At 62.3% G+C, this 19,487-nt stretch carries 18 protein-coding genes and 1 tRNA gene; 13 read left to right on the top strand and 6 right to left on the bottom strand.

Annotated elements, in window-relative coordinates; genetic code table 11:
- Positions 1-170: 170 nt before the first annotated feature.
- The gene (gene purH, locus LVY71_RS00965; protein WP_235097344.1) at positions 171-1,763 is read left to right on the top strand and encodes a bifunctional phosphoribosylaminoimidazolecarboxamide formyltransferase/IMP cyclohydrolase; all 1,593 of its coding nucleotides are present in this window, start codon (positions 171-173) and stop codon (positions 1,761-1,763) included.
- Positions 1,764-1,859: 96 nt separating this feature from the next.
- Here purH and LVY71_RS00960 read toward each other — a convergent pair whose 3' ends face one another.
- A complete protein-coding gene (locus LVY71_RS00960) occupies positions 1,860-3,266 on the bottom strand; it encodes an MFS transporter (RefSeq protein WP_235097343.1) in 1,407 nt (468 codons plus the stop codon).
- 117 nt (positions 3,267-3,383) lie between these two features.
- Here LVY71_RS00960 and ggt point away from each other — a divergent pair, with 117 nt between their 5' ends.
- The 4 genes from ggt (at position 3,384) to LVY71_RS00940 (ending at position 8,373) form a co-directional block, all read left to right on the top strand.
- A complete protein-coding gene (ggt, locus tag LVY71_RS00955; RefSeq protein WP_235097342.1) occupies positions 3,384-5,132 on the top strand; it encodes a gamma-glutamyltransferase in 1,749 nt (582 codons plus the stop codon).
- Between the two features lie 138 nt (positions 5,133-5,270).
- Positions 5,271-6,572 (top strand): MFS transporter, encoded by a 1,302-nt coding sequence (locus LVY71_RS00950; RefSeq protein ID WP_235097341.1) that lies wholly within the window; start codon positions 5,271-5,273, stop codon positions 6,570-6,572.
- Positions 6,565-7,470: an amidohydrolase family protein gene (locus LVY71_RS00945; protein ID WP_235097340.1), complete on the top strand. Its 906-nt coding sequence runs from the start codon at positions 6,565-6,567 to the stop codon at positions 7,468-7,470. Before LVY71_RS00950 ends, LVY71_RS00945 begins: the two co-directional genes overlap by 8 nt.
- 12 nt (positions 7,471-7,482) lie before the next feature.
- Entirely contained in the window at positions 7,483-8,373 is an 891-nt protein-coding gene (locus LVY71_RS00940) for an SDR family oxidoreductase (RefSeq protein ID WP_235097338.1), read from the top strand.
- 16 nt (positions 8,374-8,389) lie between these two features.
- Here LVY71_RS00940 and LVY71_RS00935 read toward each other — a convergent pair whose 3' ends face one another.
- Together LVY71_RS00935 and LVY71_RS00930 are read right to left on the bottom strand one after the other, a co-directional pair.
- The gene (locus LVY71_RS00935) at positions 8,390-9,052 is read right to left on the bottom strand and encodes a glutathione S-transferase family protein (protein ID WP_235097337.1); all 663 of its coding nucleotides are present in this window, start codon (positions 9,050-9,052) and stop codon (positions 8,390-8,392) included.
- An 88-nt stretch (positions 9,053-9,140) separates the two neighbouring features.
- Positions 9,141-9,638 (bottom strand): winged helix-turn-helix transcriptional regulator, encoded by a 498-nt coding sequence (locus LVY71_RS00930; protein WP_235097336.1) that lies wholly within the window; start codon positions 9,636-9,638, stop codon positions 9,141-9,143.
- Positions 9,639-9,868: 230 nt separating this feature from the next.
- Between LVY71_RS00930 and LVY71_RS00925 the strand changes: the two genes are divergently transcribed.
- From LVY71_RS00925 to panE, 3 genes are all read left to right on the top strand, one after another.
- Positions 9,869-11,077: an ABC transporter substrate-binding protein gene (locus LVY71_RS00925; protein WP_235097335.1), complete on the top strand. Its 1,209-nt coding sequence runs from the start codon at positions 9,869-9,871 to the stop codon at positions 11,075-11,077.
- Between the two features lie 85 nt (positions 11,078-11,162).
- On the top strand, positions 11,163-11,900 hold the full coding sequence (locus LVY71_RS00920) for an SDR family oxidoreductase (RefSeq protein ID WP_235097334.1): 738 nt from the start codon (positions 11,163-11,165) through the stop codon (positions 11,898-11,900).
- Positions 11,901-12,010: 110 nt separating this feature from the next.
- Positions 12,011-12,940 carry a 2-dehydropantoate 2-reductase gene (gene panE, locus LVY71_RS00915; protein ID WP_235097333.1) on the top strand — a complete coding sequence of 310 codons (930 nt, stop codon included), beginning with the start codon at positions 12,011-12,013 and terminating at the stop codon, positions 12,938-12,940.
- A 68-nt stretch (positions 12,941-13,008) separates the two neighbouring features.
- Here panE and LVY71_RS00910 read toward each other — a convergent pair whose 3' ends face one another.
- A complete protein-coding gene (locus LVY71_RS00910) occupies positions 13,009-14,064 on the bottom strand; it encodes an alpha/beta hydrolase (RefSeq protein ID WP_235097332.1) in 1,056 nt (351 codons plus the stop codon).
- 234 nt (positions 14,065-14,298) lie between these two features.
- Positions 14,299-14,373, bottom strand: a tRNA-Gly gene (locus LVY71_RS00905).
- 247 nt (positions 14,374-14,620) lie between these two features.
- Between LVY71_RS00905 and trxA the strand changes: the two genes are divergently transcribed.
- The 4 genes from trxA to LVY71_RS00885 all read left to right on the top strand — a co-directional run bounded on the left by trxA (position 14,621) and on the right by LVY71_RS00885 (position 17,193).
- Positions 14,621-15,541, top strand: a complete 921-nt coding sequence (trxA, locus tag LVY71_RS00900) for a thioredoxin (protein ID WP_235097331.1) — start codon at positions 14,621-14,623, stop codon at positions 15,539-15,541.
- Positions 15,542-15,581: 40 nt separating this feature from the next.
- Entirely contained in the window at positions 15,582-16,256 is a 675-nt protein-coding gene (locus LVY71_RS00895) for an LON peptidase substrate-binding domain-containing protein (protein WP_235097330.1), read from the top strand.
- An 80-nt stretch (positions 16,257-16,336) separates the two neighbouring features.
- On the top strand, positions 16,337-16,534 hold the full coding sequence (locus LVY71_RS00890) for a Trm112 family protein (RefSeq protein ID WP_235097329.1): 198 nt from the start codon (positions 16,337-16,339) through the stop codon (positions 16,532-16,534).
- 26 nt (positions 16,535-16,560) lie between these two features.
- On the top strand, positions 16,561-17,193 hold the full coding sequence (locus tag LVY71_RS00885; RefSeq protein WP_235097327.1) for an HAD hydrolase-like protein: 633 nt from the start codon (positions 16,561-16,563) through the stop codon (positions 17,191-17,193).
- Here the strand turns inward: LVY71_RS00885 and LVY71_RS00880 are convergent.
- On the bottom strand, positions 17,190-18,410 hold the full coding sequence (locus tag LVY71_RS00880) for a ubiquinone biosynthesis hydroxylase (RefSeq protein WP_235097326.1): 1,221 nt from the start codon (positions 18,408-18,410) through the stop codon (positions 17,190-17,192). The genes LVY71_RS00885 and LVY71_RS00880 overlap by 4 nt on opposite strands.
- Before the next feature lie 193 nt (positions 18,411-18,603).
- On the opposite strand from LVY71_RS00880, the gene tesB reads away from it, so the two are divergent.
- A complete protein-coding gene (tesB, locus tag LVY71_RS00875; RefSeq protein WP_235097325.1) occupies positions 18,604-19,479 on the top strand; it encodes an acyl-CoA thioesterase II in 876 nt (291 codons plus the stop codon).
- Positions 19,480-19,487 lie beyond the last annotated feature (8 nt).

Here is a 19,487-nt window from a genome sequence, read left to right as displayed (position 1 = left end):
AGCCTCGAAGAATGACAATTTATAGCCGTCGCCCTTCGAGGCCTCCGCTTCGCTACGGCACCTCAGGGTGACGGCAAATTCGCCACAAAAACTCACCGATTTGGAGGTTTTGCCGGGGAGAAAACCATGCTACCCGGCAAACAACATCTATCCGAACCAGGACCGCCATAATGACTGACAACTCGCGCCGCGTTGCGCGCGCCCTGCTTTCCGTTTCCGACAAAACCGGCCTTATCGAGTTCGCCCGGGCGCTCACGAACCTCGGTGTCGAACTGGTTTCCACCGGAGGCACCGCGCGGGCCATCGCTGATGCCGGACTCAAGGTCAGGGACGTGTCGGACCTCACCGGATTTCCGGAGATGATGGACGGCCGGGTCAAGACGCTGCACCCCAACGTGCACGGCGGATTGCTGGCGATTCGGGACAATGCCGATCACGCCCGCAGCATGAAGGATCACGGCATCCTCCCGATCGATCTTCTGGTGGTCAATCTCTATCCGTTCGAAGCCACGGTGGACAAAGGCGCGTCCGAGGACGACTGCATCGAAAACATCGACATCGGCGGGCCCGCCATGATCCGCGCGGCGGCCAAGAACCATTACGACGTCGCTGTCGTGGTTGAACCGCCCGACTATCAGTCTGTGCTCGACGAACTCGCCGCCAACAACGGCGCGACCACGCTGGCGCTTCGCAGAAAACTCGCGCAAAAAGCCTACGCGCGAACCGCGGCCTATGACGCGGCGATCTCCAACTGGTTCGCCGCCGAATTGAAGAACGACGCGCCCGACTTCCGCGCCTTCGGCGGCAAGCTGATTCAGGCTCTGCGCTACGGCGAAAATCCCCATCAGCATGCGTCGTTCTATAAAACACCGGACCGCCGGCCCGGCGTCGCCACAGCACGGCAGCTCCAAGGCAAGGAACTGTCCTACAACAACATCAACGACACCGACGCTGCCTACGAATGCATCGCCGAGTTCGACGCCAAGCGGACCGCCGCCTGCGTCATCGTCAAGCACGCCAATCCGTGCGGCGTTGCCGAAGGCGCGGATCTCGCCAGCGCCTATCGCAAGGCGCTGGCCTGTGATTCTACATCGGCTTACGGCGGCATCATCGCATTCAACCGCACCCTTGACGCCGATGCGGCCAATGCGGTCGCCGGCATTTTCACCGAAGTCATCATCGCGCCGGACGCCACCGATGAAGCCATCGCCATCATCGGCAAGCGCAAGAACCTGCGCCTGCTGCTGGCTGGCGGGCTGCCGGACCCACGCGCGGCGGGACTGACGGCGAAGACCGTGGCCGGCGGCATGCTGGTGCAGTCGCGCGACAACGCGGTTGTCGATGACATGACCTTCAAGACCGTCACCAAACGCGCGCCGACTGATGCCGAACTGCGCGATTTAGGATTCGCCTTCCGTGTCGCCAAGCACGTGAAGTCCAACACCATCATCTATGCCAAGGATCTCGCCACCGTCGGTATCGGCGCGGGCCAGATGAGCCGGGTCGATTCCGCGCGCATTGCCGCGCGCAAGGCCGAGGACGCTGCAAAGGAGTTGGGCCTCGCCGCGCCAATGACCAAGGGCTCGGTGGTGGCGTCCGATGCGTTCTTCCCGTTCGCCGATGGATTGCTGGTGGCCATCGAAGCCGGCGCCACCGCTGTGGTGCAGCCCGGCGGCTCGATGCGCGACAACGAGGTGATCGAGGCCGCAGACGCACATGGCATCGCCATGGTGTTGACCGGCGTCCGACACTTCAAGCATTGAGCTGTGGTTAGCCGCGCGTCTCCCCGAAAGCGGGGCCCAGAGCCAAGAGAGAACTGGATTCCGCTTGCACGGGAATGAGCGGGGAATAATCGCGCTCTACGCCCGCACGCGCCAGAGCAGCCCAAGTCCCGCCGCGAAGAACACCACAAGCACTGCCATGCCCGCCTTCTGACTGGCAGTCACCGCCGTCACGATACTGACCACCAGCGGCGCCATGAAGGACGTGACCTTGCCGGACAGTGCGAACAGGCCGAAGTACTGTGTGATGCGATCCGGCGGCGCCAGACGAATCAGCAGCGTGCGCGATGCGGCCTGCATCGGGCCCGCCGCCATGCCGATCAGGAATCCGAGCGCCAGATAGACCTGTTCAGCAGGCGAGCCGAACAGCTTGCCCGGCACCGGCGGCGCAACCTTGACCACAAAAAACAGCGTGTCGCGGTCGATCGACAGGATCGCGGCGCAGGCGAGCAGCAGGATCGTCATGCTCCCCGCGATCACGGCCTTCGGCCCGAGCTTGTCATCGAGCTTGCCGCCGATCCACGCGCCCAGCGTGCCGGAGAACGCCGCGAGGATTCCGAAGGTGCCGATCTGGATGGTCTGCCAGCCGAACGTGCCGGCAGCATAAATGCCGCCGAACGCGAACAGCGCCACCAGCGCATCGGTATAAACCATGTTCGCGATCAGGAACGTCATCATCACCGGCCGTTTCGGTAACTTCGACAACGTCTCGCGCAACTCGCGCAGGCCTTCGCGTACTGCACCAAGCGCCGGCTTTTTCGACGCACGATCCGGCGTGAACAGAAACATTGGCAACACGAAGACGATAAACCACAGGCCGCTCAGGGGCCCGGTGATGCGATCGCCTTGATGCGTTGCCGGATCGAGGCCGAACAACGGCGTCAATCCGAACAGCGTGCGACCGGTCTCGCTGCTGGCCGCGAGAAAGCCGAGTACGAGCACAAGGCTGAGAATGCCGCCGATATAGCCTGTGGCCCAGCCGGTGCCCGACAGGCGGCCGATGCGCTCCGGCGGCACCAGCGTCGGCATCATCGCATTGTTGAACACGGTGGCGAATTCGACGCCGATCGTGGCGATGCCGAATGCGATCAGGAGCGGCAGAATAATGGACGGATCGCCCGGCCTGCCGATCCACAGGATCGACGCGCCGATCACGAACAACGCACCGAACGCGGCAATCCAGGGCTTGCGGCGGCCTCCAGCATCGGCGATCGCACCCAGCACCGGCGACAGGATCGCGATCACAAGTCCGGCAGCGGCCGTCGCAAATCCCCACATCGCCTGACCGCTCGCCGGCGTCGCCGCGATATGGGTGGCGAAATAGGGCGCGAACACGAATGTGGTGATCAGACTGAAATAGGGCTGCGCCGCCCAGTCGAACAGTATCCAGCCGAAAACCGCCTTGCGCGGCGGATAGCTCTGCGACGACACATCTGAGTGATTGCCCCGCGCGTAACTGTCATGCGCCGGAATCTCTTGAGCCATGGTCGAAATTCCTGCCGAATCTGCGCGGACGATATCCGTCATTGCCGCGAAACCATATCGTGCGGCAATCCAATTGCCATCGCGTTTTAGCGTATCCGTGGTTTACTGGAGACCTTTATGACCCTGTTTACCAAGCGCCGCGCGATTGCCTTCTCATTCAGCGCAATCCTTCTGCTGACCGCGCCGGTTTTCGGACAGGATTCGCGACACGGATATTACGCGCCGCCCACGCTTGCCGCGATCAATCCAGTCACGGCGAAAAGCGGCATGGTCGTGGCGCAGGAACGAATCGCGGCAAGCATCGGCCGCGATATACTGGCGCGAGGCGGCAACGCCGTCGATGCGGCCGTCGCCACCGGATTCGCACTGGCCGTCACCTATCCACGCGCGGGAAATATCGGCGGCGGCGGCTTCATGCTGGTGCATCTGGCGAACGGCGCTGAAGATGTTGCTATCGATTATCGTGAGAGCGCACCGGCTGCCGCCACGCGCGACATGTTTCTCGGCGACGACGGCAAGCCGGACACCAAAAAATCCCGTGATCAGGCGCTCGGCATCGGCGTGCCCGGCACGGTCGCGGGGCTTTCGCTTGCACTGGAGAAATATGGCTCCGGACGATTCAAACTTTCAGATTTGCTTACGCCCGCCATCGCATTGGCGCGCGATGGGCTCGTGATCGCCGACGACACTGCCGATACGTTGCCGGACTGGCACCGGCGGCTGGCGAAATGGCCATCCAGTGTGAAGATATTTTCTCGCGCCGATGGCACATCGCTGCAAGCAGGCGATCGTCTGGTCCAGACCGATCTGGCCGCGACACTGGAAGCGATCTCCGCGCGGGGCGCGAACGGATTTTACGACGGGCCGGTGGCGGACAAGCTGGTGGCCGGTATTCGGAGCGCCGGCGGCATCATCACGACTGAGGATCTGAAAACCTATCGGCCGGTCATCCGCACGCCGGTACGCGGCACCTATCGCGGTTTCGATATTGTCTCGATGCCGCTGCCATCCTCGGGCGGCACGGTGCTGGTCGAGACGCTGAATATTCTCGAGGGCTACAAGCTGCGCGACATGGGTGCGGGATCGGTGGATGCGCTGCACATCTCGATTGAAGCCATGAAGCGTGCCTATGGCGATCGCGCGCGCTATCTCGGCGATCCGGCGTTCGTCAATGCACCCATGGCGCAACTGATCTCCAAGGACTACGCCACAAAACAACGCGCCTCCATCGATATGGATAAGGCGACGCCCTGGACCGACACGCTGTCAGCCGCGCCGCCGCGCGAAGGCAGCAACACCACGCATTTCTCGGTGGTCGACAAGGACGGCAATGCGGTCAGCAACACTTACACGCTGAACTTCAGCTACGGCCTCGGCCTGGTCGCGGACGGCACTGGCGTGCTGCTCAACAACGAACTCGACGATTTCACCGCAGCACCCGGCGCATCGAACGCCTATGGCCTGGTCGGCTTCGAGGCCAACCTGCCCAGCCCCGGCAAGCGGCCACTGTCCTCGATGTCGCCGACCATCGTGCTCAAGGACGGCAAGCCGGTGCTGGTGACGGGCTCCCCCGGCGGCAGCCGGATCATCTCGGCGGTGCTGCAGGTGATCGTCAATGCCATCGACTTCGACATGAACATCGCCGCCGCCGTTTCCGCGCCGCGGCTCCACCACCAATGGCTGCCCGACGAAGTCCGCGTCGAGCATGGATTTCCCGAAACAGCCCTTGCTGCGCTGCGCGCGAAAGGTCATCGCGTGGCCGAGCCGCTCGGACAGACTTCAGCCAATTCGATTGCGGTGACGCCGGATGGTCTGTTCGGCGCGCCGGATCCGCGCACACGCGGTGCCGATGCCGCCGGATACTAGAAATACTGGAAGCCATCGAGGCTTTCGCATTTGTCTGGTGACACGCCGGATGAATGTCGTAGATTGCCGCGCGACAAAAAGCCCCGCGAGATGCGGCACGAAACGGGGCTCCAACACGCCGCAATTATGGGGAGCACTATGAGTACGGTTCAGCCGTCGCCAGACGCGATCGAAGTCGCCAAAATCGAAGACACCAGCCTTCTTGCATTCTATCGCGACATGAACGCGCCGGAGCGACGCACGTTCTGGGCCTGCGCCGCAGGCTGGACGCTCGATGGCATGGATTTCATGATCTATCCGCTGGTGATCGGCACCATCATTGCGCTGTGGAAGGTCGATCCCGGCACCGCAGGCCTCGCTGGCACCGTGACGCTGCTGGCCTCCGCCATCGGCGGCTGGCTTGCCGGCTATCTCTGCGATCGCATCGGCCGTGTCCTCACATTGCAGATCACTATCGTCTGGTTCTCCTTCTTCTCCCTGGTCTGCGCCTTCGCGCAGAATTTCGATCAGCTTCTTGTGGCACGTGCGCTGCTCGGGCTTGGCTTCGGCGGCGAATGGGCAGCCGGAGCCGTGCTGATGGGCGAAGTCATTCGTCCGCAATACCGCGGTCGCGCAGTGGGCTCAGTACAGTCCGGATGGGCAGTCGGTTGGGGTCTTGCCGTGCTGTCGCAGGCGGTGATGTTCACGATCTTGCCAGCGGAAGAAGCCTGGCGCTGGATGTTCGCCATCGGCGCGCTGCCTGCGCTGCTGGTGTTCTTCCTGCGCCGCTATGTGGAAGAGCCGAAGATTGCCGCTGAAACGCTGGCCAAGCAAAAAGCGTCCGGCGACCGGCCATCGCTGCTGGAAATCTTCTCGCCCGGAGTCCTGAAGACCACTGTCCTTGCCGCGCTGGCGGCGACCGGATGTCAGGGCGGCTATTACGCGATCACCTTCTGGGTGCCGCGCTTTCTCACCACTGAACGCAAGCTCTCGATCGTCGGCTCGACCGGCTATCTCGCGACCCTGATCATTGGATCGTTTATCGGCTATCTGGTTGGGGCGTGGCTTGCTGACCGGATCGGGCGGCGCAATCTGTTCCTGATCTTCTCCATCGGAGCCATCGTGCTGATCCTGATCTATACCCAGGTGACGCTGACCAACGACGTGCTGTGGCTGCTCGGCTTCCCGCTCGGCTTCTTTGCATCGGGTTATTTCTCCGGCATGGGGGCATTCCTGACGGAGCTTTATCCGACACGGCTGCGCGGTTCGGGACAGGGTTTCTGCTACAACTTCGGCCGAGGCATCGGCGCGCTGTTTCCGTTCCTCGTCGGGTGGCTGTCCACTTCGACGTCGCTCGGAAACGCGATCTGCATTTTCGCAGTCGCGGCCTACGGCCTGTTCTTCCTTGCGGCCTATGCGCTTCCGGAAACCCGCGGCAGGATTCTTCACGCCGATGCATGATCCCGAGAACGCAACCATCAAGGAGGCCCCGGCATGTCCGGGGCCTCAGCCTTCCCAACACCTGCCGACGCGGTTCAAGGTGCCGCGCGGCGCGGTGGACACCCATTGCCACGTCATCGGCTTGCCGCCAGACTATCCGTTCGTGGCGGGACGCGCCTATACGCCACCGGCCGCAAGCGCGCGTGATTACCTTGCCATGCTCGATGCCACCGGCATGACTTACGGCGTGCTGACGCAGGTCAGCGTGCACGGCACCGATAACCGGCTGATGGTGGAAACGCTGCGCGCGCATCGTCAGCGGTTGCGCGGCATTGCCGTGATCCCGCTCGATTGCCCGGAGCGCGAGAAGGCTGCGCTGAAAGACGCCGGTGTCGTTGGCCTGCGCATGAATGTTCTGTATGGCGGCGGCGGTGTCGACTTCACCCAGATCGAGAATTACGGCGCGCTGTGCCGCGATATGGGCTGGCATCTGCAATTCCTGCTCGATGCGCGCGACCTGCCGTCGCTCGCGCCGCGCCTGTCAAAGCTGCCGGTGCCGTTTCTGGTCGATCACATTGGACACTTCCCTACCTCCGCCGGCGTGGATAACGAGGGCTTCCAGACACTGGTTGCGCTGGTGCGCGACGGCGCATGGGTGCGGCTGTCCGGGGCCTATCGCAACACGGTGGAGGGTCCGCCCTATCGCGACACGATTCCGTTCGCGCACAAGGTGATCAAGGCCGCGCCCGACCGCTGTGTGTGGGGATCGGACTGGCCACATGTCGCCAACTGGGGCGTGATGATGGGCGTTGCGGATCTGCTCGATCTCCTGGCCGACTGGGTGCCGGACGAAAAGCTCCGTAACCGCATTCTGGTCGACAACCCGCAACGGCTGTTCGGATTTCCCGCCGTTACCTGAAGGAGCGAGCGCATGACAACGCTGAAAGGCAAGACGCTATTCATCACCGGCGGCAGCCGTGGCATCGGCCTTGCGATCGCGCTGCGAGCCGCGCGCGATGGCGCCAACATCGCCATTGCCGCGAAAACAACGACGCCGCAGCCGAAACTCGAAGGCACCATCTATACCGCTGCGGAGGCGATCAAGGCCGCCGGCGGCAGGGCGCTGCCGCTGATCTGCGACATCCGCGACGAGGCGCAGGTGCTGTCCGCCATCGAAATGACGGTGGCGGAGTTCGGCGGCATCGACATCTGCGTCAACAATGCCAGCGCCATCAGCCTGACAGATTCCCAGCGCACCGAGATGAAGCGCTTCGACCTGATGATGGGAATCAACACCCGCGGCACGTTCATGGTGTCGAAATACTGCATCCCGCATCTCAAGAAAGCGGCGAATCCGCACATCCTGATGCTGTCCCCGCCGCTCGACATGAAAGCGAAATGGTTCGAGCACTCGACGGCCTATACGATGGCGAAGTTCGGCATGAGCATGTGCGTGCTCGGCCTCTCGGGCGAACTGCGCCGCGCAGGCGTTGCCGTGAACGCGCTGTGGCCGCGAACGCCAATCGCCACCGCCGCCGTCGGCAACCTGCTCGGCGGCGACGCCATGATGCGCGCCAGCCGCACGCCGGAAATCCTCGCCGACGCCGCCCATGTGATTTTCACCAAGCCGGCGCGCGAATTCACGGGACAGTTCTGCATCGACGACAGCATCTTGTATGATTCCGGCGTGCGCGACTTCGAGTCTTATCGTGTCGATTCGTCGGTGCCGCTGCTGTCGGATTTCTTCGTGCCGGACGACAACGTGCCGCCGCCGGGGGTCAGGGTGATGCCGCTGCCGTCGCTCGGCGCGGTCCCACACTAACCGACCGAATTTCAGTTTACCGCCCGACCTGGTACGAGCCGCCCCTCTCCAGCGCCCGCTGGTAAGCAGGACGCGCGTGAATGCGCCCCAGCCACGCTGCCGCTTTCGGTGCGTTTGCGAAGCCCGCGCGCGCGGATGCCGCCTCCAGCGGAAAGCTCATCTGGATATCGGCGGCGGAGAAATCATTGCCTGCGAACCATTCGCTTCTGGACAATTCGTCTTCCCAGAACGCGATGTGCTGCTTCAACTGCGGATCGACCAGCGTGGCGAGCATCCGGTCGAATACCGGCTTGACGAAGGGACGCAGCAATCCAGGCACGCGCTTCGGCGCCAGCGTGAACAGCAGCTTCTGCAACAGCAGTGGCATCGCCGATCCTTCGGCGTAGTGCAGCCAGTAGGTATAGCGCAGACGCTCCGGTGTCCTCGGCGGCGGAATCAGACGGCCGTTGCCGTAAGTCTCGACGATGTACTCGACGATGGCGCCCGACTCCGCGATGGTGTTGCCACCATCGGTGATGACCGGTGATTTCCCGAGCGGATGCAGCGCGCGCAATTCTTTCGGCGCCAGCATCGACGGCTGGCGCTGATAGCGCACGATCTCATAGGGCACGCCGAGTTCTTCCAGCAGCCAGAGCACCCGTTGCGAGCGGGAATTGTTGAGATGATGGACCGTGAGCATGGATGTTTCCAAAGCCAGCCGTCAGAGGAGACGGCAGCCTATTTGAAGCATACCGAAACAGCTAGGGTCACGGACCCTTAGGTCTGGCCTAATCCATGGCCTGCTGCTCGAGCGAGGGCAGCGCCACCTTTGACGGGTCCGCGCCCGGCCCCGGATGCACATGGACCTCCTTCGCGATGAGCGGTTCATTGCACACCGAGCAGGTCATCACCGGATCGAAGGTATGGCCGCAGCTCTTGTGCTGATGAATCACGGGCCGCCCGCGCTCGTCCGCCATATGCACGTCGCCCCAGTGGACAATCGACATCATGACGGGATGAAGGTCGAGGCCCTTCTGGGTCAGGATATATTCGTAGCGCTTCGGCCTTTCCTGATAGGCCACGCGGCGCAGCACGCCCTGACGCACCAGCTTCCTTAAACGCTCGGCCAGAAGATGCCGGGTGATTCCGAGACGTGACTGGAACTCATCGAAACGACGGATGCGGCGGAAACAATCGCGCAGAATGAGCAACGTCCAGCGGTCGCCGATGACCGACACCGTCCGCGACATCGAACATGCTTCGTCTTCAAGGCGATCCCATCTCATCCCGCGTCTCCGTGCCGTCCCTGCGGCGTCGTCGAGCCGCGAGGTCTCGTTCTGATTTGATATTGATTATATCCCAGAGCCAGGTAACCGGGAAGCCCTGTATGTTGCAGAGCAGCAGAAAGCGCATCTGCCGCATTGACATTGACAGTTCTATATCAGAACCCTATTGCTCTGAGAAAAGCGCGGCCAACCACGGCCCCGCGAATGAATAAATCAAGGGAGATAGAGCGATGCTCAGGAGAACTGCATTACTGGCGGCTGCGGCAATCGTGCTGATGGTCAAAATGCCCGCCCCCGCGATGGCCGAAACGCCCGGCGTCACCGCAACCGAAATCAGGGTCGGCGCGGTATTCCCGTTCAGCGGCCCGGCATCGGCGCTGGGCGCGGTCGGAAAGTCGCTGATCGCCTATGTCAATTTTATCAACGAAAAGGGTGGTGTGAACGGGCGCAAGATCAATCTGGTCGCGCTCGACGACGCCTACAGCCCACCGAAGGCGGTGGAGCAGACCCGCAAGCTGGTCGAATCCGACGAAGTCGCCTTCATGTTCTCGACGCTCGGCACACCGAGCAACCTTGCCATCGCAAAATATCTCGGCGCAAAGAAAATCCCGCAGGCTTTCATCGTCACCGGCGCGACGCGTTTCACGGATTACAACGAATATCCGATGATCACCACCGGCCTGCCGAGCTACGATACCGAATCGCGCGCCTATGCGCGTTACCTCGCCAAGGAAATGCCAAACGCCAAGATCGCGATTCTCTATCAGAACGACGATCTGGGTAAGGATTTCATCGCGGGCTTCAAATCCGAACTGAAAGAAGCGTTCGACAGCAAGGTCGTGACCAGCACCTACGAAGTCAGCCAGCCGACGATCGATTCCCAGATCGTCTCGCTGAAAAGCTCGGGCGCAACCGTGATGCTGTTCGCCGGCACGCCGAAATTCGCCGCGCAGGCGATCCGCAAAACCCACGAATCCGGCTGGAAGCCGCTGTTCATCACTAACCTGATTTCAAGCTCGATCGCCGCCGTGCTCGCGCCGGCCGGACTCGACATCTCCACCGGCGTGATGACTGCAACCTACCGCAAGGATCCGGACGATCCGAAATGGGCGAATGACGAAGGCGTGAAAATGTACCGCTCCTTCATGGAAAAATACATGCCAGGCGCCGATCTTGCCGACAGCAACTACTTTACCGGCATCCATCAGGGTGTCGTGCTCGAAACCGTGCTCAAGCAATGCGGCAACGATCTTTCGCGCGAGAACATCCTGAAGCAGACCCGCAACATCAAGGGTCTCGCGCTGCCGATGTCGCTGCCCGGCATCATGGTCAACACCGGTCCGACTAACAACAAGATGTACACGCAGCTCAACCTCCAGCGCTGGAACGGCAAGGCGTGGGATCTGGTGGGTGGCCTGATCAGCGACGACGCCAAATAAGGCGGCGTGAAGTGAATTGACTCGAACCTCGCGCGGCGGAAACAATTTCCGCCGCGTATCAACCGGCTTCATCAGGGAGGCGAACTTGGCCAAGAGAAATGCGACAGTCGCCGTGATCGGCGCCGGCGACTATATCGGCGGCGAGATCGCCAAGAAATTCGCGTCCGAAGGCTTCACCGTCTTTGCCGGGCGCCGCAACGGCGACAAGCTCGCGCCGCTGGTCAAGGAGATCGAGGCGGAGGGCGGCGAAATCCATGCCCGCTCGCTCGACGCGCGCAAGGAAGACGAGATTGTCTCCTTCCTCGGCGATGCCGACAAGCATGCACCGCTCGAGGTCTGCATCTTCAACATCGGCGCCAACGTCAACTTTCCGATTCTCGACACCACGGAGCGGGTGTTCCGCAAGGTTTGGGAAATGGCCTGCTACTCCGGCTTTCTGGCAGGACGCGAGGCGGCTCGCTTGATGCTGCCGCGCGGCAAGGGCAACATCTTCTTCACCGGCGCGACCGCCAGCCTGCGCGGCGGCCCCGGATATGCGGCTTTTGCCAGCGCCAAATTCGGCTTGCGCGCCGTGGCGCAGGCGACCGCCCGCGAACTCGGACCGAAGAACATCCACGTCGCGCACCTGATTATCGACTCCGGCGTCGATACCGAATGGGTGCGCCAGCGCCGCATCGAGGCCAATGGTCCGAATGCGCTCGACAATCCCGACTTGCTGATGCCGCCGTCCTCGGTCGCCGAATCCTACTGGCTGCTCTACCAGCAGCCGCGCAGCGCCTGGACGTTCGAAATGGAAATACGCCCCTTCGGCGAAAAATGGTAAGCGCACGCGCATAGCTGCCGAGCAACACGCCGGCGCGAGCCCTGCTTGCGCCGGCGCTGTCATTCGAGCAAGGATCGCATGTCAACACTCAGAAAGAAGTGGATTTGAACATGCGAATTCTTGTTATCGGGGCTGGAGCGACCGGCGGATACTTCGGCGGCAGGCTGTTACAGGCCGGGCGCGACGTCACCTTTCTGGTGCGCGCCAAGCGCGCCGAACTGCTGGCCAGGAACGGCCTCGTCATCAAGAGCCCGGCCGGCGACGTCACGCTCAAGAATCCTCCCACGGTTCTCAGCGAAAACCTCAAGGCGCCGTTTGACGTCATCATCCTGAGCTGCAAGGCTTACGATCTCGACGACGCGATTGCATCATTCGCCGCGGCCGTCGGCCCTGAGACCGCGATCATTCCGTTCCTCAATGGCATGAAACATCTCGATGTGCTCGATGCGAAATTCGGCATCGACCGTGTCATGGGCGGACAATGCCAGATTGCATCGATGCTGGACCCTCAGGGTGTCATCCAGCACCTCACGCCCCTACAGGCGATGTCGTTCGGCGAGCGCGGTACGCCCAAGGGTGACCGCGCCAGGCGCATTGAGGCGGCCTTGCAAGGCGCCATGTTCGATGCCAAGGCCAGCGACGTCATCATCCAGGAGATGTACGAGAAGTGGGTGTTCCTCGCCACGTTGGCGGGTGCAACGTCGCTGATGCGCGCCGCAGCCGGGCATATCACCGCAGCCCCCGGCGGAGCGGATTTCATTCGCGGGCTTCGCGCCGAGATCGCGTCGGTCGCAGAAGCCGCGGGCCATGCGCCGCGCGCGGAATTTCTTGAGCGGACGGGCGGCCTACTGTTCGCACCCGGTTCGCAGATGACCGCGTCGATGCTGCGCGACATCCGGGGCAACGCCCGAATCGAAGCCGACCAGATCATCGGCGATCTGATCCGTCGCGCCGAGACCAACAAAAAAGGCGCGCTCAGCGTGCCGCTGCTGCGCATCGTCTACACGCACCTGAAGGCTTACGAATCGCAGCTCGGCTGAGGCAAGCGCAGCTAACATGCAAAAGCCGGGTCGAAGCCCGGCTTTTTGTTTTTTGGTTTGACCAACGCTCAGTCGTTCAAGGCCAGCGGTTTTTCCTCGGAGAGGAAGTTCATCAGTTCGCGAAAAAACTGCATGCGGTTCTTTTCCATCATCACCGTATGGGTGCCTTCGCTGATCTCCACCATGCGCCAGTAGGGCGCGTTCTTCAGCTGCTTGACGTAGTTCTGCGCCAGGTAGCTCGGCAGGTCGGCGTCCCATTCGGCATGCAGGACGAATGTCGGCACGGTGATCTTGCCCGGATCATAGAGCGCCTTGCCTGCGCCCCAGTAAAGCTGCGTGTCTTCGACCACGCCGTTCGGCGCGCGCAGCATGCCGGGGTTCTTCGTCACCGAATCCGGATCGGTCGCCCAGGTCGCGTCGGCCCATGCATCGAATACGCCGGCCGGAATAAGATCGGCCTTCTTGTCCTCCGGCACGCCTTTCAGCCAGCGCTCCTTGGCGGAATCCTTCGAGACGAGCCGGTACGCGCCAAGCTGCGGCGGATTGGCCGGCGGCGGCTCGGTGCGAATCCACTGCGGCGCGTAGAGCACGAGACGGTTCACCTTGGCGTTGTTCTCGCTGGTGTAGAGACCGACGGTCGAGGTGCCCCACGACCAGCCCATCACGTTGATCTTGGAAACGCCGCGCTTCTTGAGGATGTAATCGACCGCAGTTCCGAAATCCTTCGCGGCGACGCGGGTCTGGACGATCGGCTTGTTGGCCGCCGGCGGCTGGCTCATTTCAGGCGGCCGGGACGAGCGGCCATAACCGCGCACATCTACAAGATAGACGTCGTAGCCCCGCGCCGCGATCAGATCCATCATCGACTTGCCGCCGATCGGCAGGTCGAAGGCGGTTTCCGACGGATAGGTCGCGCCGTGGACGTAGAGCAGGATCTTGTCGGCGGTAAATTTTGTCTGGCCGACCGGATGCTTGTTGCGCACGAACAGTTGAATGCCGGCCTCGCCGGTCGGAATCATGGTGTCCGTCGTCGTCAGCTTGAGGTCCTTGGCCTGCGCGCCAGCGCTGGCAAAGATCGCACCGGCAAGGCACGTCACTACCATCCAGGAAAGTCTGGTTGTCATCTCGTTCTCCCGCGGACGTTTGCTTTTTATTCCCAGACCGGATCGTCCGTTCAGTCTGGGCCGATGACGATGCTAGGCAGCTTCCGCGGCTCTGGATAGCCACGGCTACGTGAGGCGGGTATTCGGCAGGCGCGCGCATGGGGCAAGCAACAAAGTACAAACGACAAAGCCGCCTTGCGGCGGCTTGTCATTCGAACGCAACGATCCGGGGATCGTGCGTGGCCAAGAATTTTCTGGAGCGGGCGAAGGGATTCGAACCCTCGACCCCGACCTTGGCAAGGTCGTGCTCTACCCCTGAGCTACACCCGCATCGCAGAGAATTGGCGGGGCGCAAGCGCCGCCGCCGGGCCTTCCTATGCCAAAAGCGGACATGCAATGCAACAGGGGGAATCCTTCATTTCGGGACCAGTTCCATGGATTCGTGGTCAAAGCGATGTTTCCAAAGGTCTTTAGGGCATCCCGACGATTGAAAATCGGCCGAAGGACCGCCATTTATAGCTCTGGCTATGCTAGAAGCGGCTCAATTTCACCAAATAATACGGCAGGCGAGGATCACGTGACCATAGTCGAGCAAGGCAGCGGACCCGCGGCAACGACGCCGCCCGACCTGATCAAGGACACCACCACCCAGACGTTCGTGAAGGACGTTATCGAGGAATCGAAGCGGCAGCCGGTGCTGATCGACTTCTGGGCGCCATGGTGCGGCCCCTGCAAACAGCTCACGCCCAGCCTCGAAAAGGCGGTCCGGGCCGCGAAGGGCAAGGTCAAGCTGGTCAAGATGAACATCGATGACCATCCGGCAATTCCGGGACAGATGGGCATCCAGTCGATTCCGGCCGTGATCGCCTTCGTCAACGGCCAGCCTGCCGACGGTTTCATGGGCGCGGTGCCTGAAAGCCAGGTCACCGCCTTTATCGACAAACTCACGCAGGGCATGCCGTCGCCGGAAGGCGATGTGACAGAAATCCTCAACGAGGCCGACGCCGCGATAGCAGCGGGCGATCCGGCAACGGCCGCGTCGATCTATGCCGAAGTGCTTTCCATCGACACCACCAACCTGGCGGCGCTGGCCGGGCTCGCGCGGTGCTATGTCGCTACCGGTGCACTGGAGCAGGCCAAGCAGACGCTGGCCATGGTACCAGAGTCCAAGCGCAGCGATGCGGCTGTCTCTGCGGTGCAGACCATGCTCGATCTCGCCGAGCAGGCGAAAGCCGTCGGCCCGGTCACCGAACTCGAACAGAAGGTCGCGGCCAATCCCCTGGATCACCAGGCGCGCTTCGATCTTGCGGTCGCGCTCAACGCGAATGGCAAGCGCACCGAGGCGGCCGGCCATCTGATGGAAATCGTCAAGCGCGATCGTAAGTGGGATGACGATGGCGCGCGCAAGAAGCTCGTGCAGTTCTTCGAGGCATGGGGACCGAACGACGACGCCACCCTTGAGGGCCGCAAGCGTCTGTCCACGATCCTTTTCTCCTGAAGGTTTGTCCGAAGCCGTACGCCGGAAGTGAGGGAAGCCGATGCCGATCAATGCCGAGTACAAAGGTCCGGCCGATCTGCCGAAAGTGATCCCGATATTTCCGCTGCCCGGCGCGCTGCTGCTGCCGCGCGGACAGATGCCGCTCAATATTTTCGAGCCGCGCTATCTCCAGATGGTGGACGACGCGCTGCGTGACGGCCACCGCCTGATTGGCATGATCCAGCCCGATGTCACCCACTCCCACAGCAACGAACGGCCGACCTTGTTCAAGGTCGGGTGCGTCGGCCGCATCACCCAGCTCGCTGAATCCGGTGACGGTCGTTACATTCTCGAACTGACCGGTGTCGCGCGGTTCAAGGTGGCTGAGGAGCAGACGGTTCTGACGCCCTATCGCCAGTGCCGCGTGGACTACTCCGCCTTCATCGACGACTTCACTGCGCGCAAGGGCGAGGAAGACGTGGATCGCCCCGCGCTGCTCCGGGCACTCACGCAGTTTCTCAAGATCAATCAGCTCAAGGTCGACTGGGACGGCATCGAGAGCGCGCCCAACGAAGCCCTCGTCAACGCACTGGCGATGATGTCGCCCTACGGACCGGCGGAAAAGCAGGCGCTGCTGGAAGCGCCGAACCTCAAGACCCGCGCCGAAATCCTGATTGCGGTCACCGAAATGGATCTCGCCAAGAAACGCACCAGCGGCGATCCGCCTCTGCAATAGATTGCGAAATCCCGACGGTTTTTGTTTTGTCCGCGCCGTGCTATGACCCGGCAATAAAGATCCAGCGGAGCTGAAGTGAAATGACCTCGCCGAACGACCGGCCCGAAAGCAGCGTCGATCCGAAACTTCTGGAGATTCTAGTGTGCCCGCAAACCAAGGGCCCGCTGGAATTCGACAGCGCGCGGCAGGAACTGATCTCGCGCTCGGCCAAGCTCGCCTATCCGATCCGCGACGGCATTCCGATCATGCTGCCGGAAGAAGCGCGCCGAATTGATTGAGACCGGCGCGGCCGGTCCTTCCCGCGATGATGCCCTACAAGCTCGCGATCTTCGACTTCGACGGCACGCTGTCCGACAGCCTGCCGTGGTTTCGCAGCGTGGTGAATTCGATCGCCGACAAACACCGCTTCAAGCGCATCGACGATGACGCTGCCGAGATGCTGCGGGGAAAGACGTCGCGCGACATCATCAAGCATCTGGAAATTCCGAAGTGGCGGCTTCCTTGGATTTCGCGCGACATGCGCAGGCTGAAGTCAGAGAACCTCGGTGATATTCCGCTGTTTCCCGGTTCGATCGGCATGCTCGAGCGGCTCCACGCCGCAAAAATTCTTCTTGCGATCGTAACATCCGATTCCGAGTCGAATGTGCGCAGGTCGCTGGGCGACGCGGAGCGATTATTTGCGGCGTTCGGCTGCGGCGCGTCGCTGTTCGGCAAATCCGCCCTGTTCACCCGCGTGATGCGGAAACTGAACGTCAAGCCCGAAGACACGCTGTGTATCGGTGATGAAATTCGCGATGCCGAGGCTGCGGCGAAAGCCGGCGCACACTTTGGCGCCGTGGCGTGGGGCCATGCCACACGCGAAGCACTTGGCGCGACATCACCGGCGCTGATGTTCGAAACGCCCGCCGACATCGCGATAAAGCTACTGCATACCTAGAGCGCTTCGCCCTTGAGCAGCCGCGGCATCTCGCCGGATAATCCTGCCGCCTGACGAATGAAGGCGCTTTTCAGCGGCGGCATACGATCGACCAGTCCCAGCCCGATGTCACGCACCGTGCGCAGCAAGGTCGATTTGTTCGAGAACAACAGGTTGAGCGAATTGGTGGCGACGCCCATCGCCACCGTGTCGAACCGCCGCCAGCGCTGATAGCGCTCCAGTACGTCGGCCTGCCCCGGATCGATGCCGAGCCGTGCCGCGTCCACGATCACTTCCGCCAGCGCCGCCGCGTCTTTGAGGCCCATATTGAGCCCCTGTCCCGCGATCGGATGAATCACATGGGCGGCGTCGCCGACCAGCGCGAGGCGCTCCGCGATGAACGAGCGCGCCACAAAGTATCCGAGCGGAAATGCGCGCGGCTTGTCGAGCGCCTTCACCTCGCCGAGATGAAGTCCGAATCGTGTTTCCAGTTCGGCCTGGAATTCATCGGCGGGCAGAACGACGATGCGCGCGGCCTCACGCCGGCTCTCGGTCCAGACCAGCGACGAGCGGTTGCCCTTCAGCGGCAGGATCGCGAACGGCCCCGCCGGTAGGAAATGTTCCTCGGCGCGGCCTCGATGATCGCGCTCATGCCCAACGGTGACGACAATGCCCGACTGATCGTAGTCCCAGCCATGGGTCGCAATCCCGGCGCGCTCCCGCAGCTTCGACCTGGCACCGTCAGCGGCGACCAGCAGACTCGCATCGATGACGCGGCCGTCGCTCAGCGTCACGCGCGTGCCGTCCGGATTCGAGTCGTAAGTGGACACCGCCACTGCAGTGAGCTCGATGCCTTCGGCTTCCGCACGCGCCGTCAGCGCATCGATCAGAAGCCGGTTTTCGACCATGTGGGCGAACGGCTCGCCGGGCTCGACCTCGCCCGAAAAGGTCAGGAATGTCGGACGCACCGCATCCTCAAGCCGGGAGTCGGTCACCACCATGTCGAGAATGGGTTGCGCGGTATCCGCCACTTCGCCCCAGACGCCGACCGCCTCGAACAATCGGCGGCAGGCGGCGACAATAGCGGACGCACGCGGATCGCGGCTCGGCCGCATGGCAAATGCCGGATCGGCAACGACGATCGGAATATCCGGGCCGAGACCCTGTCGCAGCGCCAGCGCCAGTCCCAACCCGGCGAAGGCGCCTCCCCCGATCACGATGCTTCGCTGTGACGACATGAGACCCCGATGTTTCTCAAGACATATTATGCGTATGGCGCGTATTTCACGGCCGCCCTTGCCTCAGACCCGGCCATAAGGGAAATATGCCTTATGAATGGGTCCGAAGATGGGCCCACGCTGTTTATCAGGGTTTGCCGGCCGCCGGAAATCGCCTTGTCCTCTCTGCATGACGAAGATCGGAACATCGTGAATGTCGAAAAGCCTCATTGATCTGCTCTCGATCCTCGATATCGAACAACTCGAAGTGAACCTGTTCCGCGGCACCAGCCCGAAAACGCGCTGGCAGCGGGTGTTCGGCGGACAGGTGATCGGACAGGCGATGGTGGCGGCGTGCCGCACGGTCGAAGGCCGCCTGCCGCATTCGCTGCACTGCTATTTCATCCTGCCAGGCGATCCGCAGATTCCGATCGTCTACGAGGTCGAGCGGCTGCGCGACGGCAAGAGCTATTCGACACGGCGCGTAACCGCGATCCAGCACGGCCACGCGATCTTCTCCATCATGGTGTCGTTCCACGCCGAGGAAGAAGGCTCCTTCAACCATCAGGAGAAAATGCCGGATGTCCCACCACCCGAAAAGCTGACGGCCGAAGAGGTCTCCAAGCAGCCGATCTTCAAGGAGATGCCGGAATTCATCCGCCGCTATTATGAATCCGATCGGCCGATCGAATTGCGCCCGGTCGAACTCGGCCGCTACTTCGGCCAGAAGATCGAGGACGGCCGCATCCATGTCTGGATTCGTACCGTCGCGAAACTGCCAGAAGATCCGGCGCTGCACATGTGCGCGTTGGCCTATGCGTCGGACTTCTCACTGCTCGATGCAGTGATGGCGCGCTACGGACGCACATTGTTCGACCAGCGCATGATGCCCGCCAGCCTCGATCATGCGATGTGGTTTCACCGGCCGTTTCGCGCCGACGAATGGCTGCTCTACAGCCAGGACTCGCCGAGTGCGCAGGGCGGGCGCGGCCTGACGCGAGGCCTGATCTTCAAGCAGGACGGCACGCTGGTGGCCTCTGTCGCGCAGGAAGGCTCGGTCCGCGAGCGCAAGGAAAAGCCGCCGGCTTAGGCGGCTTC

The organism is Bradyrhizobium sp. G127, assembly GCF_021502575.1.
Lineage (GTDB): Bacteria > Pseudomonadota > Alphaproteobacteria > Rhizobiales > Xanthobacteraceae > Afipia.
This window is presented reverse-complemented; position numbering and strand designations above follow the sequence as displayed.

Excerpts from the sequence above, each read along its gene's own strand:
- LVY71_RS00925 (WP_235097335.1), top strand. The coding sequence starts at position 9,869 with ATGCTCAGGAGAACTGCATTACTGGCGGCTGCGGCAATCGTGCTGATG.
- LVY71_RS00960 (WP_235097343.1), bottom strand. The coding sequence starts at position 3,266 with ATGGCTCAAGAGATTCCGGCGCATGACAGTTACGCGCGGGGCAATCAC.
- LVY71_RS00930 (WP_235097336.1), bottom strand. The coding sequence starts at position 9,638 with ATGAGATGGGATCGCCTTGAAGACGAAGCATGTTCGATGTCGCGGACG.
- purH (WP_235097344.1), top strand. The coding sequence starts at position 171 with ATGACTGACAACTCGCGCCGCGTTGCGCGCGCCCTGCTTTCCGTTTCC.
- LVY71_RS00950 (WP_235097341.1), top strand. The coding sequence starts at position 5,271 with ATGAGTACGGTTCAGCCGTCGCCAGACGCGATCGAAGTCGCCAAAATC.
- tesB (WP_235097325.1), top strand. The coding sequence starts at position 18,604 with ATGTCGAAAAGCCTCATTGATCTGCTCTCGATCCTCGATATCGAACAA.
- LVY71_RS00940 (WP_235097338.1), top strand. The coding sequence starts at position 7,483 with ATGACAACGCTGAAAGGCAAGACGCTATTCATCACCGGCGGCAGCCGT.
- LVY71_RS00890 (WP_235097329.1), top strand. The coding sequence starts at position 16,337 with ATGACCTCGCCGAACGACCGGCCCGAAAGCAGCGTCGATCCGAAACTT.
- LVY71_RS00895 (WP_235097330.1), top strand. The coding sequence starts at position 15,582 with ATGCCGATCAATGCCGAGTACAAAGGTCCGGCCGATCTGCCGAAAGTG.
- LVY71_RS00880 (WP_235097326.1), bottom strand. The coding sequence starts at position 18,410 with ATGTCGTCACAGCGAAGCATCGTGATCGGGGGAGGCGCCTTCGCCGGG.
- ggt (WP_235097342.1), top strand. The coding sequence starts at position 3,384 with ATGACCCTGTTTACCAAGCGCCGCGCGATTGCCTTCTCATTCAGCGCA.
- LVY71_RS00910 (WP_235097332.1), bottom strand. The coding sequence starts at position 14,064 with ATGACAACCAGACTTTCCTGGATGGTAGTGACGTGCCTTGCCGGTGCG.
- LVY71_RS00935 (WP_235097337.1), bottom strand. The coding sequence starts at position 9,052 with ATGCTCACGGTCCATCATCTCAACAATTCCCGCTCGCAACGGGTGCTC.
- LVY71_RS00885 (WP_235097327.1), top strand. The coding sequence starts at position 16,561 with ATGATGCCCTACAAGCTCGCGATCTTCGACTTCGACGGCACGCTGTCC.
- panE (WP_235097333.1), top strand. The coding sequence starts at position 12,011 with ATGCGAATTCTTGTTATCGGGGCTGGAGCGACCGGCGGATACTTCGGC.
- LVY71_RS00945 (WP_235097340.1), top strand. The coding sequence starts at position 6,565 with ATGCATGATCCCGAGAACGCAACCATCAAGGAGGCCCCGGCATGTCCG.